Raw genomic sequence first — 15,681 nt, forward strand, 5'->3', positions numbered from 1 at the left:
CGAATTTCAAAATATTTTCATAACGACTATTTTAAAACCTCTTATTAAAACATAAAATCTTACAATTTTAGAAAGAAATTATGATGACTTTTACTCAACGCTCCGTACCTTACTCGCGTCTTCGTCGTATGAGAAAAGATGATTTTTCACGACGCCTTATGCGGGAAAACAAGCTAACTGCAGACGATTTAATTTATCCTGTATTTATTCTTGAAGGGCAGAATCAAGAACAAAATATCCCTTCAATGCCCGGAGTCAAACGCCAAAGCTTGGATAAACTGTTTTTTACCGCAGAGAAAATGCTGGAGCTTTCAATACCAATGATGGCTTTGTTTCCGGTGATAACGCGTAATAAAACAGAATCAGCAGAAGAGGCGTACAATCCTGACGGATTGGTACCTACTGCAGTGCGTGAATTGCGTAGCCGTTTCCCCGAACTGGGCATCATGACCGATGTTGCTTTAGATCCTTACACCATACATGGTCAAGACGGGCTTATTGATGAAACAGGATATGTTTTAAATGATGAAACAATTGAAGTGTTGATACGTCAGGCTTTATGCCATGCTGATGCAGGCGCTCAAGTGATTGCGCCTTCAGACATGATGGATGGCCGAATTGGCGCGATTCGAGAAGCTCTTGAAGAGGCAGGGCATATTTATACCAGAATTATGGCTTACTCGGCCAAATACGCCTCGGCTTTCTACGGACCATTCCGTGATGCAGTAGGAAGCTCTGCCAATCTTGGAAAAGCAGATAAAAAAAGTTACCAAATGGATCCTGCCAACACTGATGAAGCTTTACAGGAGGTTGCTTTGGATATTCAAGAAGGTGCAGATATGGTTATGGTAAAACCCGGCCTGCCCTATTTGGATGTAATCCGACGCGTTAAAGACGAATTTGGCGTACCCACCTATGCTTATCAAGTATCAGGAGAATATGCCATGCTGGCGGCGGCCATTCAAAACGGCTGGTTAGATAAAGAGAAAGCCATTCTAGAGAGTTTATTGGCATTTAAACGCGCAGGCGCCGATGGTATTCTGACTTATTATGCGCTTACAGCCGCAAAACTGCTCATGAATGATAAATAAATTGACTGCTTTACTCTTGCAAGATTAAATATTCCCTTTTATCTCGTATAATACATAATGCCTGTCTGAAAAAACTTTTCTTTATCAGACAGGCATTGGTATACACTTCTTAACTAATGCGTACAATCATATTTTTATTTTAAATATGCAATCATTATGTCTCTCCGCTTAATCGCCCTTTCCACACTATTTGCCCTCACTGCCTGTTTCGATCCGGTACACCACGCTCCAAAATCCAATTGGGAAACGCATCAAAACCATGCAACAACCCAAACCATTTATCAAGCCAGGGTAGTGGCGGTAAGCGATGGCGATACCATTCACGTAATCGACCGAAACGGCCAGAAACGGAAAATCAGAATGGCTTATATTGATGCCCCCGAATTGCAACAGGCACACAGCGAAGCCAGCCGTGAAAACCTTACAACCATGATTGAAGGGCAAACAGTGGAAGTAACGGTGTTTGAGCGTGACCGCTACCAACGCGAAGTGGCTCAAGTAAGGCTGAACGGGCGCGATGTCAATCTTGCCCAGCTTGAAAACGGCCATGCTTGGCATTATGTTTCCATAGCCAAAAAGAAACAAAGTAAAACCGACTACCAAGTCTATGGTCAAGCCGAGCTTAATGCACGAAGCAAACGCTTAGGTTTGTGGCACGCTAAGAACCCACAAGCCCCCTGGCATTTCCGCAAAGAGCAGCGCCAAAATGCACAATAACGATTTGGTTTAAAACAAGAATTCACAACCCGATGCCTGTCTGAAAACAAAAACTTACATATGAATAAACACATCCGCCAAGAAATCTTCGAGCGGCTACGCGCCGCAAATCCTAATCCGACCACCGAATTGAACTACAACAGCCCGTTTGAACTCCTAATAGCCGTATTGCTTTCGGCACAGGCCACAGATGTGGGCGTAAACAAAGCTACGGCCAAACTATTTCCCGTAGCCAATACACCGCAGGCAATGCTGGATTTAGGCCTAGAAGGCGTGATGGAATACACAAAAACCATCGGCCTTTATAAAACCAAATCAAAACACATCATTGAAACCTGCCGCATTCTACTCGAACAATACGGCGGCGAAGTACCCCAAACCCGTGAAGCTTTGGAAGCACTGCCCGGCGTAGGGCGGAAAACCGCCAATGTGGTGCTCAATACCGCTTTCGGACAGCCTGCAATGGCGGTGGACACACATATTTTCCGCGTTTCAAACCGAACTAAAATCGCGCCCGGTAAAAATGTACGCGAAGTAGAAGACAAGCTGATGAAATTCGTACCGAAAGAATTTATCCTCGACGCGCACCACTGGCTGATTCTGCACGGCCGCTATACCTGTAAAGCACAGAAACCCCTGTGCGAACAATGCTTGATCAATGATTTATGCGAATACCCGGCCAAAGCCCTGCCTTGATGGCGCAACAACAGATGCCTGTCTGAAAAACCTTGTTAAATCAAGTTTTCAGCTTTACTTCTTTTCGTTACAATCCCGCATTACACAACTATAAAATGCTGATAGCAATCACAAGAAAGAATGATCGTGAAAACAACACCCAAATACCTCACTCTGCTTTTAGCTGCAAGCCTTTCACTGGCCGGCTGCGACAAACTCGGCCTCGGCCAAGACCAGCAGCCTGCCAGCGTAGTGAAACCCGTGGAAACCAAGGTTGAGAAAAAAGCGCCCGCTACCCTGCCCGATTTTGCCAAACTGGTCGAGCAGGAAGGTTCGGCCGTAGTAAACATTCAGGCCTACAAAGATCCCGTAGCCGCGGCCAAACCCCGCAAAGACAACGAAATGGATTTAAACCAGTTCCCTGATAACGATCCTTTCTACGAATTTTTCAAACGTTTGGTGCCCAACACACCGGACGTGCCGCATGATGAAGGCGACAATGATCAAAATTTCGGCTCCGGCTTCATTATTAGCCCCGACGGCTACATCCTGACCAACACCCACGTTGTGAGTGGGTTGGACAGAATCAAAGTAACCCTCAACGACAAGCGCGAATTCATTGCCAAGCTGATCGGCTCAGACCCTCAAACCGACGTGGCTCTTTTGAAAATCGACGCCAAAAACTTGTCCATCGTCAAAATCGGCAATCCGCGCGATTTGAAACCGGGTGAATGGGTAGCGGCCATCGGCGCACCTTTCGGCTTTGACAACAGTATCACTTCAGGCATCGTATCCGCCAAAGGCCGCAGCCTGCCGAATGAAAACTACACGCCGTTTATCCAAACCGATGTTGCCATCAACCCCGGCAACTCAGGCGGCCCGCTCTTCAATCTCGACGGCCAAGTTATCGGCATCAACTCTCAGATATACAGCCGAAACGGTGTCTTTATGGGCATTTCGTTCGCCATCCCGATCGACATCGCCATGAACGTGGTCGAGCAGCTCAAAGCCACAGGGAAAGTGCAGCGTGGCCAATTGGGTGTCATTATTCAGGAAGTATCTTACGATTTGGCTAAGTCGTTTAAACTCGATAAACCTACCGGTGCCTTGATTGCCAAAGTGTTGCCCGGCAGCCCGGCAGCTAAAGCAGGCTTGCAAGTCGGTGATATCGTGCGCAGCGTCAATGGAGAAACCGTGCGCACATCCAGCGAATTGCCTGTGATGGTCGGCAACTTGGTGCCCGGCAAAGAAATTACGTTGGGCGTTTGGCGCAACGGTAAAGAAAACGAGCTGAAAGTGATGCTCGGTGCCGCTACCGATGGCAAAGATGAAGCCGAGATAGAAAGTGGCAATATATTGCCTCAGAGTATTGAAGCCAAAGACTTTGCCGTAGAAGAGCTGGGCATGAATCTGCGTGAAATCTCAAACAATGAGAAAAAATATCTGGTTGTAACCAATGTAAGCGGCGTGGCGCAACGTGCGGGCATCCGCCGCGGAGACAAAATCCTGTCTATCGCGCAAAGCAAAGTGGAAGACGAAGCCGGCCTTCGTACCGCAATTGCCGGCTCCGGCAAAAACATTCCGCTTTTGGTTGAGCGCAAAGGTACGACGCTGTTTTTAGCTTTAAATCTGCAATAAAACACATTTCATTTGTTTCAGACAGGCATTTGTTGTTTAAATGCCTGTCTGAATATATATTACCCACCCCTTTATTTCACCCCTTTATTTAAAGAATACCCGCATGTATCCCATCCACCTTCCCCGCGGCCCTGTGATGGCCGATGTAAATGCATTTCATCTCACCGAAGAAGAAAAACAGCGACTGTGCGACCCTTCTGTCGGCGGTGTGATCCTGTTTCGCCGCAATTTTGAAAATGTGACGCAACTTAAAGAACTCGTAAAAGAAATCAAAGCATTGCGTACTCCTGAACTAATTATTGCCGTCGACCATGAAGGCGGCCGCGTGCAGCGATTTATCGAAGGCTTTACCCGGCTACCCGCAATGGATGTGATCGGCGAAATCTGGGATACCCAAGGCGCAGATGCCGCCAAAGCGCAAGCCGAACAAGTTGGCTGGGTATTGGCGGCAGAATTAAGCGCATGCGGAGTGGATTTGTCGTTTACGCCCGTGCTTGATTTAAACTGGGGGCAGTGCGCTGTTATCGGCAACCGCAGCTTCCATAAAAATGCAGAAATTGTTACCGAATTGGCATTGGCTTTGCAAAAAGGTTTGAATAAAGGCGGCATGAAATCCTGCGGCAAACATTTCCCCGGCCACGGTTTTGTAGAAGGTGACAGCCACCATGTTCTGCCGCAAGACGATCGCAATTTGGCCGAACTGGAAGCCGCCGACATTCTTCCCTTCCGAAAAATGAGTGCGGCAGGCATGGCAGCCGTGATGCCCGCGCATGTGGTTTATCCGAAAATCGACAATCAGCCTGCGGGTTTCTCCGCCAAATGGCTGAAAGATATTCTGCGCCGGGATATCGGCTTTAACGGCGTGATTTTCTCAGACGACTTAACCATGGAAGGCGCATGCGGTGCCGGCGGTATCAAAGAACGCGCGCGCTTATCGTTTGAAGCAGGCTGCGATATCGTACTTGTGTGCAACCGCCCGGATTTGGTTGACGAATTGCGCGAAGGTTTCACTATTCCTGAAAATCCCGAGCTGGCACAACGCTGGCAATACATGGCCAACACCCTTACGCCCGCAGAAGCTGAAACCATGATGGCAAGCGCCGATTTTAAAGCAGCGCAAGCCGCAACGGCCAAATTGGCCTCTCCCAAAGACACCGCCGGCGGTGTGAAAGTGGGCGAAGCATTTTGATTCGACAATGCCTGTCTGAAAGCTATTCAGACAGGCATTTTTTATAGTCAGCCAACTTAACTTTTGCTATGGCGTTTCCGCACCTTAGTTCAAAGAGAACGATTTTGTAAGCGCCGAAACAGCAACAAAATCAGTCCCATACTGCTTATACTGTCTACGGCTTGCTGCCTTGTATTAGCGTGTTAATCAACGATACATCTTAAGCTTCCTCATCAAGCATGCCTGTCTGAAAACATACTTTTCAGACGGGCATTTGCTTTGCATGGCACTTTTATAAAACCAATATTTAATATATAATTTATATTATATAATATTTAAATAATGTTTATTCCAACAACCCGGAGCATCCTTATGAAACGCAATGTAGGCGGGATCGACAAAATCATCCGTATTACCGTAGGCGCAATTTTAATCATTCTGGCAGCCACCAACGTTATCGGCTGTTGGGGCTGGCTGGGCATCATCCCTCTGGCAACCGGTTTAATGTCAAACTGCCTGTTTTATACCTTACTCGGCATCAACACCTGCCCCACTGATAAAAAATAATCAAACATGCCGCCAAATATCGTCATGAATATCAAACTTCATGACGATATTCAGGTCAATATACCCATACGCCCAAGGAATCATTTATGTCTATAGCCACCATTACCGCTGCCCACACACAAAATAAACTGCAAAACGGCGCAGTATTGATCGATATCCGCGGAGAAGATGAATATAACCGCGAACATATCGAAAACGCTTTGCTGCAACCGCTGCCTCAATTGCAACAACAAGGCCTACCTGCCGGCGCTCAGCAGGCATCCTGCGTGATTTTCCATTGCAAATCAGGCATGCGCACCCGGAATGCAGCAAACACGCTGGCGCAATGCGCTAGCGGTAAAGAAGCATTTATCCTGGAAAACGGGCTGGACAGCTGGAAGTCGGCCGGCTTCCCAACTCAGTTCAACGCCTCCCAACCACTTGAACTGATGCGCCAAGTGCAAATTGCCGCGGGCTCACTCGCTTTGGCAGGCACAATATTAGGCTGGCTGGTATCGCCCGCATTTTATCTATTGTGCGCATTTGTAGGCGCCGGCTTGTTAACCGCCGGGCTTACCGGCTTTTGCGGCATGGCAAGGCTGCTGATGCTGATGCCGTGGAACCGCCGTTAAGCAGAAATATTCCCAGCCGCCGCACATTCCGCTATACAATCCGCTTTTTTGCTGTTGAACCAAGAGAATCAAAATGGAAGACAAGTTCTCCAAATACGCCGAAGCCACCGCTTTTCTCAAGCTGATGGCCAACACCAACCGCTTGGCGGTATTGTGCAACCTGCAGGAACAGCGGCTGAATGTTACCGAGCTGGCCGCCCTCACCGGACTGCCTCAGGCAGCCATGTCGAATCAGTTGGCCTTACTGCGCGAAGCCGGATTGGTTGATTGCGAGGTTAACCACCGCGAACGTTTATACTACATCACTGACGAACGCGTAACCAAAACCATCAAGTTGCTCTACTCGTTTTTCTGCGAAGATAACAGAGAAGCGGAAAACCAGTAACTGCAAAAATGCCTGTCTGAAAGCGTTCAGACAGGCATATTTCTTTAATGCCACAGGCTTATTTCAACACCTCGGCAAACGCATTGGCCACATAATCCACATTCGATTCGTTCAAGCCCGCCACACACATACGACCAGAAGCGACCAGATACACAGCAAACTCATCACGCAAACGCTGCACCTGCTCCGTCGATAAACCGGTATAGCTGAACATGCCGCGCTGCTTGATAAAGTAATCAAAATTCTTTTGCGGCACTTTGCTTACCAACACATCATAAAGCTTCTGCCGCATCGCACGGATGCGGTCGCGCATCGCATAAACCTCGCCTTCCCATTGACTAAACAACTCGGGCGAATTCATCACATCCGCAGTCACATAACCACCATGCGCCGGCGGACTGGAATAAATTCGGCGAACGGTAAACTTCAATTGGCCGAACACCAGCTGCGCCTCCTCCTCCGTCGGGCAGACCACACTCAAACCGCCCACCCGCTCACCATAGAGCGACAAATTTTTTGAAAAAGAATTACTCACAAATAAAGGCAAACCCATCGCAACCGCTTTGCGAATGGCATACGCATCGTCCGTCAGGTTTTCACCGAAACCTTGATACGCAATATCCATAAACGGAATCAGCTTACGCATCTGCACCACTTCCAACAGCGCATCCCATTGAGCATGAGTTAAATCCACGCCGGTCGGGTTATGACAGCAAGGATGCAGCAGCACAATGCTGTTTTCAGACAGGCCTAATAAAAATGTCAGCAACTCCTCAAATTTCACACCTCCATTAGCCGCATCATAATAAGGATAAATGCCCACCTCAAAACCCGCGCCTTCAAAAATGCCGCGGTGGTTATCCCAAGTCGGATCGCTCACATAAACTTTGGCATCAGGAAACCAGCGGCGCAAAAAATCCGCCCCCACTTTCAAAGCACCCGAGCCGCCCAAAGTCTGAATCGTTGCAACACGGTTTTCACGCAAAGCTGCGCAATCCGCACCAAACAGCAGCTTCTGCACTCCGCTGCGGTAAGCCGCCAAGCCTTCCATCGGCAGATAAGGGCGCGGCTGCGGCGCAGTCGCCCGCTTGGCTTCCGCCTGCTTCACACATTCCAAAACCGGCAGCTTGCCGTTTTCGTCAAAATAAATACCGATACTCAGATTCACCTTCCCGCTGCGCGGATCGTTATTAAACGTTTCCACCAAGCTCAGAATCGGATCACCGGGATAAAATTCAACGTGTTGAAACATGATTTCTCCTTATATTCAATGAATTTTTACGATTTTGATTATACGGCTATTGATAGCAAAGCGGAAAGCATAATCATGTTGTAACAACCCGAGGCTATATAACGATATATCCTGAATATCCGATTATTTCCAAAACTTTACTTCTCAACCGAGTTATTTTAATTTAGTCAAAAGTATTAATAAAATCATTCCACTATATTGTTATCTTTTACGCTTCACTAATTTTTTACCCATACAGCATTCCAAACGGAATACAAAAAGGAACTTTTCCGTTATTATCTTAACTAAGTTTACAAACTCTTTTTTAAAAACAATTATCGGAGTACACGATGAAACAACTGAAAACCTTAGTTCCAGCCGTATTGATGGTTACCGCATTGGGCGCATGCTCTACATTCAGCAAAAAAGAAGCGCCAAAAGCAGCTCCTGCTCCTGCCGCTGAAGCTGCCGCACCTCAAACCCCTGCACCCGAGCAACCTAAAACCGTTACCGTTGATTCTATCGACGGCAAAAAAGAAGTAGTATACAAATGCGGCGACAAAGGCCAAAACAAACTGAATGTAATGTATGGCTTCAAAGGTAACGATGTGGTTGTTGCCCAAGTGAAATATCAAGACAAACTTTCTCCCAACCTACTGCGTGTTATTGACGACAATGAGCAAAACCGTTTCTTCGGCAACGGCGTTGTTTGGAGCTCAGGCAAAGCAGATGCCACAAACGTTGACAAGGTAGACGGCAATATGCTGACTCAAGAAGCTGTTGAAGTAGTTAACGGCCAGCAAACTCAAGTTTCACAAATCGTAACCAAATACTGCGTATTGGACAAAGCCGAAACTGCTAAACTGAACAAAGCCGAAGCACCGGCCAAAGGCAAAAAACCAGCCAAAAAAGGTAAAAAATAAACTAGTTCACAGCTAAAAAAATGCCTGTCTGAAAAATTTCAGACAGGCATTTTACTTAGGGGCTTAGGAAGCAACCTAGCAGGTAAAGCCTTTTTTCCCTATAGCCATAAAAATGAAATTTCATATCAGGCAACAATCAGTAGGGGAAAGCCGAATTAACAACACAAAAAAATTCAGTTTTACAGCTAAACCCTCTAAAAATAAAAAAACCTTGCTTCCATCTTTCAATACATCAACTACAGATGGTACGAAAAGTCAAATTGATGCGCGGCTCATTCACTTTGGTACTTTTCATCACTGCATGCAGCCAGTGATTTTGTGTTGTTCCATGCATCACGATAAGCTGGCCGTGCGTCAACATTAAATTGAGTTTTTCCCGTGTTTGCTTATGCTTGAAAGAAAATTTCCGTGCCGCACCTAAGCTTAGTGATGCAATCACCGGGTTTGTGCCCAAGCTTGCTTCATCATCACAATGCCAAGCCATGCCTTCGCTGCCATCCGTATAAAGATTCAGCAAACAAGAATTAAAGTGCGCGGGACTTATGTCGGCAATATGCCGCTCAACGGTTTCTTTAATGGCCAACAAAACTGTGTTCCACGGTAAGGCCGTTCGGGTAACACCGGAATAAGCATATTGAATTGAATCATCACCATACCATGCTGTTTGGCGCGCAGTCGTTATCCGCTTACCATAAATCACCACCTCATCATGCCGCCACGAGACGGTGTTTTTCAGACAGGCATAGTAGGCGTCGGCTTCTTGCTTAGAAAAAATAATGCCATAATCATTCACGATACCGTCATAAGGCAATAGATTGCACTCGGGCTGGGGTAGTGAAAGAAAAAGTTCAGGATAATTCATCATTCCGGAATCTGCTGTGTCGTAAAACTTTTAAAAAGACAACGAACATCAAAAACCAAATTAGGAAATCATCGAATGATATTCAGGGCAAACCGAATATTTTGTGAATATTCATGCAAGTATTGTTCTCCAAAAGCTATAAACAATACTTAGATGTATGTTCTACACCAACATCGCCCTAGCGCTCCTTTTCCGGCTCTAACAAAATATTCGGAATCCGCTTAAAAAAAATATCCCGTGCAATATCTCCTTGCTGCTCAATATTATATTGAAAAAAAGATTTTTCTTTTTGCAGCACATATTTATAAGGGTTATAGCGCTTAAAGCTCAAATAATATGCTGTTTGCAATACCGCACCCAAACATAATACATTAACGCCTTTCTGATATTGCAATACGTGGGCCATTTCATGAATAAAAATACCCTGATAGTTTAAATTTTGTGCTGCATAATCATTTTGATAATGCTCCGGATTCACAAAAATGCAACCGTTCGGCGCCATAAACGTTCCCGGTGGTTGCCAAGGCAGATACGGACAATTAATGATGGTTACTTTGTCGTAATCAATTAATTCGCCATATACACTTTTGGCTAAGGTTACTTCATTATCAGTAAGCCCACGTACAACAAGCTTTTTTTGCTTACTCTTCCAAATTTTATATACCAACCACGGGAGTCTAAACATATTCCGCTCAACTATGGAAAAAATTCATTTTTAAATTCAAACAAATAATTTTCTCAAGCCGATATTTGCTTGACAAGTTTTCTGAGTCAATTATAATACGCGACTTAATTCCCCGATAGCTCAGTCGGTAGAGCGACGGACTGTTAATCCGCAGGTCCCTGGTTCGAGCCCAGGTCGGGGAGCCAAATTTCAAGCCTGAATATTCTTTATTCAGGCTTTTTTATTGCAATTACTTTCTTGCTTCTTGACGTTTTTTCCATTGATAAGCTGTACGGCCACGCCAAAACAGCAATACAGCAAAATAACCGATAATCGCCAAAGTGCCACCTAAAACAGGTACGCCAAGCAACAAAGGTTTGCCTGCACCTAAAAGCCAATAACCAAGCTCAGTAAAGAAATGATCCCCCCAGTTAGGTAAATTCAATGATGCCTCAGGCTCCCTTCCCATTAAGAAACTACCAATGCGGTAAGCCAGATAATAAAGCGGCATATAGGTAAGCGGGTTGGTGTAAAGCGTAGAAAACATAGCAACCGGCAAATTGGTCCGCAAAAAATAGGCCACAATCAAAGCACTTATCATTTGCGTAGGCCCCGGCATCAAACCACAAAACAACCCCACGGCCACTGAAACAGCAGCCTGGCGACGGTTCAATGTCCAAAAATAAGGTTTGTCAAACATGGGAGCAAAGGGCTTTGTCCAACGAGAAGCAAATATTTCTTCTCTTTTGGGTAACTTCTGCCTCCAGGTTTTTGTGTTACGTGGTTGGTTCATAATGCTTTCATTCTCACTGTTCTAAGCACTCAATATTGTAGTTATTGCCGAAATTTAAAGTTATAAATCATGAAAACGTGGGCAATATTTGAGTTAATTTAAAATGCCTGTCTGAAAATATTTTTCAGACAGGCATTTAAGGTTTTACCGACGAATACTATTAAAAACTATTCGATATTATTCGCCATAGCAGCATTTTCAGCTTCTTGCTTTTTCTCAGCCAATACTAAGAGTTGTGCAGCAACACCCTGCTCTATTCTAACTAAGCTGTCGGCTTTAGCTTCATGATAAGCTTCTTCTAAAGCATAACGGAAGCCTTCTGCATCAGTACCGCCGTGACTTTTTACAACCACACCGCGCAATCCCAAAAAGATCGCACCATTAAATTTACGTGGGTCGAATTTGCTTTTAAAGCCTCTCAACGCAGGCAAAGCAGCCAGTGCCCCCATCTTAGTAAAGATATTCGCCTGAAACTCTTGCTTAATGGCACCACCCATAAACTTCACCATACCCTCGATGGTTTTCAGCATAATGTTACCTACAAACCCATCGGCAACCACCACATCAACTTCGCCACTGAAAATTTCGTTGCCTTCAATATTGCCGATAAAGTTTAAATCTGCTGATTTTAAAAGCTTAAACGCTTGTTTTACTGTAGTAGTACCTTTGATATCTTCGGAACCAACATTCAACAAACCTACGCGCGGACGACCGTTTTGCGGGAAAAGCGCCTGCACTAGCTCACTTCCAATCACAGCAAACTGAACCAGGTTTTCAGCAGTACAATCTACATTGGCGCCCAAATCAAGCATCAAGGTGGTATGGCTTCCTTTTGAAGGAAGAAACTTAGCAATCGCAGGACGCTCGATACCGGGGATAGTTTTCAAAACAAAGCGTGCAGTAGCCATCAGTGCGCCGGTATTACCGGCAGAAACCGCTGCCTGCGCTGCACCTTCTTTGACTTGGTTGATGGCCACTCGCATAGAGGAATCTTTTTTATTTTTCAAGGCGAGTTGTGGCTGTTCATCCATATCCACAACTTGCGATGCATGCTTGATTTCCACTTTATCCATTGGCGCACCAGCGGCTTTGAGTAATGAGGCCAACTGCTCTTGGTCTCCTACCATAATCAGGCGGACATCCGCGTGCTGCTTCAAAAAAGCTACGGCTCCGGGAACGGTTACATCCAATCCCGAATCACCGCCCATAGCATCTACAGCCAATGTAATCATAAGGTTTTCTCCACGCTAAATCTTTTCAGATTGTTTAGCCAATTGGTTATGCTCTTCAATATCTTCGGCATCCCATGGGTAATTGATCCACCAGTCCTCTACAACAATGCCGCTGTAATAGGGAATACCTTCCGGCAGTTTGCCTTTTTTCTCTTTTTTCTTCTCATGCAATACGGCAATGCCGATGGTACCCAAGTCGAGTTTAGATAAATCGTTCAGCACAAACTCCATGGTAACGCGGCTGTCATCAACCTCGTCAACCACCAATACATTTTTACCTACCAAATTTTCAGGCAAAGGATCCAACCATTGGATTTTTTTCACGCTCTCGGCATGCTTTCCTTGATATTCACTATCATAATAAGCAGTAGTTACGGCATAAATAGGGATATTCAGAAAACAACGTAAAATTCGCGCGGGAATAAATCCGCCGCCGCCAATTGCAATCATCGCATCATATTTTACACGGCCTGCTTGCACTTTTTCTGCCAAGCTTTTTAATACACGGTGAATATCATCGTAGGTATACCAAACTTTTTTTTCCATAATCTTAACTGCCTGAGTTTTGAAAACCTAAGTAGAATGTGTCTGACTCATCCAAGATCAGCGAAACAAAGGCTACTTCATAAATCGACATCTGAGGTAATTAGCATTTAAAACGCTAAGAAGCCAGCGATTTGTCTGATGGACAATCTTCTGGCTTCCTTCATAAATATCCGCAGAGAATAGAATTATTCACCTTTGGCTTTTACTACTTTGCGGCCACGGTACATACCGTTGGGAGAAATGTGGTGCGGGCGGTGAACTTCGCCGGTGGTGCTGTCAACAGACAAAGCAGGCGCAGTCAAAGCATCGTGCGAACGGTGCATACCGCGTTTAGAGGGAGATTTCTTATTTTGTTGAACGGCCATTTCAAGCTCCTAATAATTAAAATAAAACTGTAAATCGGTTAGCGGCTGCTTTTCAGCCCTGCCAAAGCGGCAAAAGGATTCGGTTTGTCGTGATTGACTGTTTCCAATTCGATGTTATGGCAGTTTTCATGGCGAGGCGAATAAGGCAAAGCCATCAAAATCTGATCTTCGATCAAAGTGCGGATATCGAGCTCTTTTTCTAAAAGCATACCTTCCAACTCATCATCGGAAAGCATGGCGTCATCCAAGCTCTGTTCATCGGCAAACAGCACAATATGACTCGTTTCATCAAGTTCAAACGACATCGGTTTTACGCATCTTTGACAGATTAGCGGCATATCCGCCTTTAAGCTCAGATCCAAAAACAAGCGCTGCCATTTATCCAACCCGCCTTTTAAAATAAAAGACACATCGGCCTCTTTGCTTGCCAAATATTCGTGCGACCAAACACGCTCATCCAACTCGCCCAGCTTCACAGAACCTTCCAGTATCTGCTTCTCGACGGCGAAAACTTCAGGGTCAATCAAATTAAGGTCTAACATAAACAGGGCATGATATAATTTTAGCGGTTTAACGTCAATGTTTTTTACGCATATGAATTCAAAATTTCCGCTTATTTTAGGCTCAAGCTCAATTTTCCGCCAAGAGCAATTAAAACGGCTAGGTCTTTCTTTTCAAACGGCAAAGCCTGATTTTGACGAAACGCCGAAAGCAGGAGAAAGCGCAGAAGCCACTGCCCTACGATTAGCTGTAGGCAAAGCACGCTCACTCGCCCCATCATTCCCACGTGCCTTAATCATCGGTGCAGACCAAGTTGCCTGGTGCAACGGCAAGCAACTAGGAAAACCGATGAGCGTAGCAAAAGCACAACAAATGCTTGAAACATTAAGCGGACAACACATCGAATTTTACAGCGCCTTATGTCTGCTCAACACAGACAACGGCAACCTGCATACCCATGTTGATAAAACGACTGTAACCATGCGCAAGCTAACCACTCAACAAATCGCACACTATCTGGAGCGCGAACCGGATGCTATATATTGTGCCGGTGCTGCCAAAAGTGAAGGTTTGGGTGCAGTGCTGTTACAGCGCATTGACAGCAGCGATCCAAATGCCCTTATCGGCCTACCGATTTTCAAATTGATTGATTTTTTAGCCGAAGAAAACATTAATATACTTTAGCCACTATATAAAACCGCTAAACTTAATATTCAGCACCAATCAGCGAGCCACAGACAATATGGATAGTACAGTAATACGAACCAACACCGTGGAATATTGAGTTTTTTGACTATAACTTTCAGACAGGCATTCTTTAAATAAAGAATTAGGAAACCCATGCAACCCGTTTTATACCTTATCCCGACCCCTCTCGGGGCACACGATACCCCCTGCCTGTTGCCACATGAACAGCAGCAAATTACCGACCTGACCGATTTTGTAGTTGAAGCTGAAAAAACCGCACGAGCGCATTTGAAGCATCTAGGCGTCAAGGCACCTATCCGCGAACTCAACCTGCAAACCTTGAACGAGCACACCAGCTCGGCAGCCTTACCCGATTTACTTAAACCGTTAACAGAAGGTCGAAGTATAGGCATTTTGAGCGAAGCCGGTTGCCCTGCCGTGGCCGACCCCGGTTCGAATCTGGTGGCATTAGCACATGCACACGGTTTTGAAGTACGCCCACTGGTGGGCCCATCCAGCATTTTGCTGGCATTAATGGCATCCGGCACAAACGGGCAAAGCTTTGCATTCAAAGGCTATCTACCCACAGATAAAACCGAGCGCATTCATACTTTAAAAACACTGGAACAACATTCACGCCGCCACCGGGAAACTCAAATTTTCATTGAAACGCCTTATCGCAATGATGCCCTGCTGACTGATGCATTAACCACCCTTCATCCCGCCACGCGCTTTTGCGTTGCCTGCGATTTGACATTGCCTTCACAAATCATTATCAGCAAAACCATAACGGATTGGCGCAAACTGGATACCCTACCCAACCTCAAAAAACGGCCGACGATTTTTGTCCTGCAAGCAGCCTAAACGCAACAGAGCTTTTCCTTGACAAGGTTCAAACCGCTATCTAAAATACTTGTTTTTCGGAATGTAGCGCAGTCTGGTAGCGCACTTCGTTCGGGACGAAGGGGTCGGAGGTTCGAATCCTCTCATTCCGACCAAACAGCTATATAAAAAACGGCTTTGAA

19 protein-coding genes and 2 tRNA genes are annotated in these 15,681 nt (G+C 45.6%); 13 read left to right on the top strand and 8 right to left on the bottom strand.

The window, feature by feature from the left end; all coding sequences use genetic code 11:
• Positions 1 to 83: 83 nt before the first annotated feature.
• The 8 genes from hemB (at position 84) to HMPREF9370_RS08710 (ending at position 6,852) form a co-directional block, all read left to right on the top strand.
• Positions 84 to 1,091: a porphobilinogen synthase gene (gene hemB / locus HMPREF9370_RS08675; protein ID WP_040667093.1), complete on the top strand. Its 1,008-nt coding sequence runs from the start codon at positions 84 to 86 to the stop codon at positions 1,089 to 1,091.
• Between the two features lie 156 nt (positions 1,092 to 1,247).
• On the top strand, positions 1,248 to 1,808 hold the full coding sequence (locus tag HMPREF9370_RS08680) for a thermonuclease family protein (RefSeq protein WP_009117085.1): 561 nt from the start codon (positions 1,248 to 1,250) through the stop codon (positions 1,806 to 1,808).
• Between the two features lie 60 nt (positions 1,809 to 1,868).
• The gene (gene nth, locus HMPREF9370_RS08685; RefSeq protein ID WP_009117086.1) at positions 1,869 to 2,504 is read left to right on the top strand and encodes an endonuclease III; all 636 of its coding nucleotides are present in this window, start codon (positions 1,869 to 1,871) and stop codon (positions 2,502 to 2,504) included.
• A 120-nt stretch (positions 2,505 to 2,624) separates the two neighbouring features.
• Positions 2,625 to 4,121: a DegQ family serine endoprotease gene (locus HMPREF9370_RS08690; RefSeq protein ID WP_009117087.1), complete on the top strand. Its 1,497-nt coding sequence runs from the start codon at positions 2,625 to 2,627 to the stop codon at positions 4,119 to 4,121.
• 103 nt (positions 4,122 to 4,224) lie between these two features.
• A complete protein-coding gene (gene nagZ / locus HMPREF9370_RS08695) occupies positions 4,225 to 5,310 on the top strand; it encodes a beta-N-acetylhexosaminidase (protein WP_009117088.1) in 1,086 nt (361 codons plus the stop codon).
• 351 nt (positions 5,311 to 5,661) lie between these two features.
• Positions 5,662 to 5,856 (top strand): YgaP family membrane protein, encoded by a 195-nt coding sequence (locus HMPREF9370_RS08700; protein WP_040667094.1) that lies wholly within the window; start codon positions 5,662 to 5,664, stop codon positions 5,854 to 5,856.
• A gap of 86 nt (positions 5,857 to 5,942) precedes the next feature.
• On the top strand, positions 5,943 to 6,467 hold the full coding sequence (locus HMPREF9370_RS08705; RefSeq protein WP_009117090.1) for a rhodanese family protein: 525 nt from the start codon (positions 5,943 to 5,945) through the stop codon (positions 6,465 to 6,467).
• A gap of 73 nt (positions 6,468 to 6,540) precedes the next feature.
• Positions 6,541 to 6,852, top strand: coding sequence for an ArsR/SmtB family transcription factor (locus HMPREF9370_RS08710; RefSeq protein WP_009117091.1), 312 nt, complete (start codon positions 6,541 to 6,543; stop codon positions 6,850 to 6,852).
• Positions 6,853 to 6,910: 58 nt separating this feature from the next.
• On the opposite strand, the gene HMPREF9370_RS08715 is transcribed toward HMPREF9370_RS08710, so the two are convergent.
• A complete protein-coding gene (locus tag HMPREF9370_RS08715) occupies positions 6,911 to 8,104 on the bottom strand; it encodes an amino acid aminotransferase (RefSeq protein WP_009117092.1) in 1,194 nt (397 codons plus the stop codon).
• A 329-nt stretch (positions 8,105 to 8,433) separates the two neighbouring features.
• Here HMPREF9370_RS08715 and HMPREF9370_RS08720 point away from each other — a divergent pair, with 329 nt between their 5' ends.
• On the top strand, positions 8,434 to 9,006 hold the full coding sequence (locus tag HMPREF9370_RS08720) for an ACP-like domain-containing protein (RefSeq protein ID WP_009117093.1): 573 nt from the start codon (positions 8,434 to 8,436) through the stop codon (positions 9,004 to 9,006).
• Between the two features lie 232 nt (positions 9,007 to 9,238).
• Here HMPREF9370_RS08720 and HMPREF9370_RS08725 read toward each other — a convergent pair whose 3' ends face one another.
• Together HMPREF9370_RS08725 and HMPREF9370_RS08730 are read right to left on the bottom strand one after the other, a co-directional pair.
• The gene (locus HMPREF9370_RS08725) at positions 9,239 to 9,871 is read right to left on the bottom strand and encodes an alpha-ketoglutarate-dependent dioxygenase AlkB family protein (protein ID WP_009117094.1); all 633 of its coding nucleotides are present in this window, start codon (positions 9,869 to 9,871) and stop codon (positions 9,239 to 9,241) included.
• A 175-nt stretch (positions 9,872 to 10,046) separates the two neighbouring features.
• Positions 10,047 to 10,553 (bottom strand): hypothetical protein, encoded by a 507-nt coding sequence (locus tag HMPREF9370_RS08730; RefSeq protein WP_009117095.1) that lies wholly within the window; start codon positions 10,551 to 10,553, stop codon positions 10,047 to 10,049.
• 109 nt (positions 10,554 to 10,662) lie between these two features.
• Here HMPREF9370_RS08730 and HMPREF9370_RS08735 point away from each other — a divergent pair.
• A tRNA-Asn gene (locus HMPREF9370_RS08735) sits at positions 10,663 to 10,738 on the top strand.
• A gap of 44 nt (positions 10,739 to 10,782) precedes the next feature.
• Here the strand turns inward: HMPREF9370_RS08735 and HMPREF9370_RS08740 are convergent.
• The 5 genes from HMPREF9370_RS08740 to HMPREF9370_RS08760 form a co-directional block, all read right to left on the bottom strand.
• A complete protein-coding gene (locus HMPREF9370_RS08740; protein WP_009117096.1) occupies positions 10,783 to 11,325 on the bottom strand; it encodes a DUF2062 domain-containing protein in 543 nt (180 codons plus the stop codon).
• Positions 11,326 to 11,492: 167 nt separating this feature from the next.
• Entirely contained in the window at positions 11,493 to 12,557 is a 1,065-nt protein-coding gene (gene plsX / locus HMPREF9370_RS08745; RefSeq protein WP_009117097.1) for a phosphate acyltransferase PlsX, read from the bottom strand.
• Between the two features lie 15 nt (positions 12,558 to 12,572).
• Positions 12,573 to 13,103 carry a phosphoribosyltransferase gene (locus tag HMPREF9370_RS08750; protein WP_009117098.1) on the bottom strand — a complete coding sequence of 177 codons (531 nt, stop codon included), beginning with the start codon at positions 13,101 to 13,103 and terminating at the stop codon, positions 12,573 to 12,575.
• A 185-nt stretch (positions 13,104 to 13,288) separates the two neighbouring features.
• Entirely contained in the window at positions 13,289 to 13,468 is a 180-nt protein-coding gene (gene rpmF / locus HMPREF9370_RS08755) for a 50S ribosomal protein L32 (protein WP_002214744.1), read from the bottom strand.
• A gap of 38 nt (positions 13,469 to 13,506) precedes the next feature.
• Positions 13,507 to 14,010 (bottom strand): YceD family protein, encoded by a 504-nt coding sequence (locus HMPREF9370_RS08760; protein WP_009117099.1) that lies wholly within the window; start codon positions 14,008 to 14,010, stop codon positions 13,507 to 13,509.
• Between the two features lie 52 nt (positions 14,011 to 14,062).
• Between HMPREF9370_RS08760 and HMPREF9370_RS08765 the strand changes: the two genes are divergently transcribed.
• The 3 genes from HMPREF9370_RS08765 to HMPREF9370_RS08775 all read left to right on the top strand — a co-directional run bounded on the left by HMPREF9370_RS08765 (position 14,063) and on the right by HMPREF9370_RS08775 (position 15,654).
• A complete protein-coding gene (locus HMPREF9370_RS08765) occupies positions 14,063 to 14,653 on the top strand; it encodes a Maf family protein (protein WP_174262997.1) in 591 nt (196 codons plus the stop codon).
• A gap of 156 nt (positions 14,654 to 14,809) precedes the next feature.
• Complete coding sequence (locus HMPREF9370_RS08770) at positions 14,810 to 15,520, top strand: SAM-dependent methyltransferase (RefSeq protein ID WP_009117102.1); 711 nt, start codon at positions 14,810 to 14,812, stop codon at positions 15,518 to 15,520.
• A gap of 57 nt (positions 15,521 to 15,577) precedes the next feature.
• Positions 15,578 to 15,654, top strand: a tRNA-Pro gene (locus HMPREF9370_RS08775).
• Positions 15,655 to 15,681: the final 27 nt, after the last annotated feature.

Origin of the sequence: Neisseria wadsworthii 9715, assembly GCF_000227765.1 — a bacterium.
GTDB classification, from domain to species: Bacteria; Pseudomonadota; Gammaproteobacteria; order Burkholderiales; family Neisseriaceae; genus Neisseria; species Neisseria wadsworthii.

Coding starts and splice junctions, on each gene's coding strand:
- hemB (WP_040667093.1), top strand. CDS start 84: ATGACTTTTACTCAACGCTCCGTACCTTACTCGCGTCTTCGTCGTATG.
- HMPREF9370_RS08680 (WP_009117085.1), top strand. CDS start 1,248: ATGTCTCTCCGCTTAATCGCCCTTTCCACACTATTTGCCCTCACTGCC.
- nth (WP_009117086.1), top strand. CDS start 1,869: ATGAATAAACACATCCGCCAAGAAATCTTCGAGCGGCTACGCGCCGCA.
- HMPREF9370_RS08690 (WP_009117087.1), top strand. CDS start 2,625: ATGATCGTGAAAACAACACCCAAATACCTCACTCTGCTTTTAGCTGCA.
- nagZ (WP_009117088.1), top strand. CDS start 4,225: ATGTATCCCATCCACCTTCCCCGCGGCCCTGTGATGGCCGATGTAAAT.
- HMPREF9370_RS08700 (WP_040667094.1), top strand. CDS start 5,662: ATGAAACGCAATGTAGGCGGGATCGACAAAATCATCCGTATTACCGTA.
- HMPREF9370_RS08705 (WP_009117090.1), top strand. CDS start 5,943: ATGTCTATAGCCACCATTACCGCTGCCCACACACAAAATAAACTGCAA.
- HMPREF9370_RS08710 (WP_009117091.1), top strand. CDS start 6,541: ATGGAAGACAAGTTCTCCAAATACGCCGAAGCCACCGCTTTTCTCAAG.
- HMPREF9370_RS08715 (WP_009117092.1), bottom strand. CDS start 8,104: ATGTTTCAACACGTTGAATTTTATCCCGGTGATCCGATTCTGAGCTTG.
- HMPREF9370_RS08720 (WP_009117093.1), top strand. CDS start 8,434: ATGAAACAACTGAAAACCTTAGTTCCAGCCGTATTGATGGTTACCGCA.
- HMPREF9370_RS08725 (WP_009117094.1), bottom strand. CDS start 9,871: ATGATGAATTATCCTGAACTTTTTCTTTCACTACCCCAGCCCGAGTGC.
- HMPREF9370_RS08730 (WP_009117095.1), bottom strand. CDS start 10,553: ATGTTTAGACTCCCGTGGTTGGTATATAAAATTTGGAAGAGTAAGCAA.
- HMPREF9370_RS08740 (WP_009117096.1), bottom strand. CDS start 11,325: ATGAACCAACCACGTAACACAAAAACCTGGAGGCAGAAGTTACCCAAA.
- plsX (WP_009117097.1), bottom strand. CDS start 12,557: ATGATTACATTGGCTGTAGATGCTATGGGCGGTGATTCGGGATTGGAT.
- HMPREF9370_RS08750 (WP_009117098.1), bottom strand. CDS start 13,103: ATGGAAAAAAAAGTTTGGTATACCTACGATGATATTCACCGTGTATTA.
- rpmF (WP_002214744.1), bottom strand. CDS start 13,468: ATGGCCGTTCAACAAAATAAGAAATCTCCCTCTAAACGCGGTATGCAC.
- HMPREF9370_RS08760 (WP_009117099.1), bottom strand. CDS start 14,010: ATGTTAGACCTTAATTTGATTGACCCTGAAGTTTTCGCCGTCGAGAAG.
- HMPREF9370_RS08765 (WP_174262997.1), top strand. CDS start 14,063: ATGAATTCAAAATTTCCGCTTATTTTAGGCTCAAGCTCAATTTTCCGC.
- HMPREF9370_RS08770 (WP_009117102.1), top strand. CDS start 14,810: ATGCAACCCGTTTTATACCTTATCCCGACCCCTCTCGGGGCACACGAT.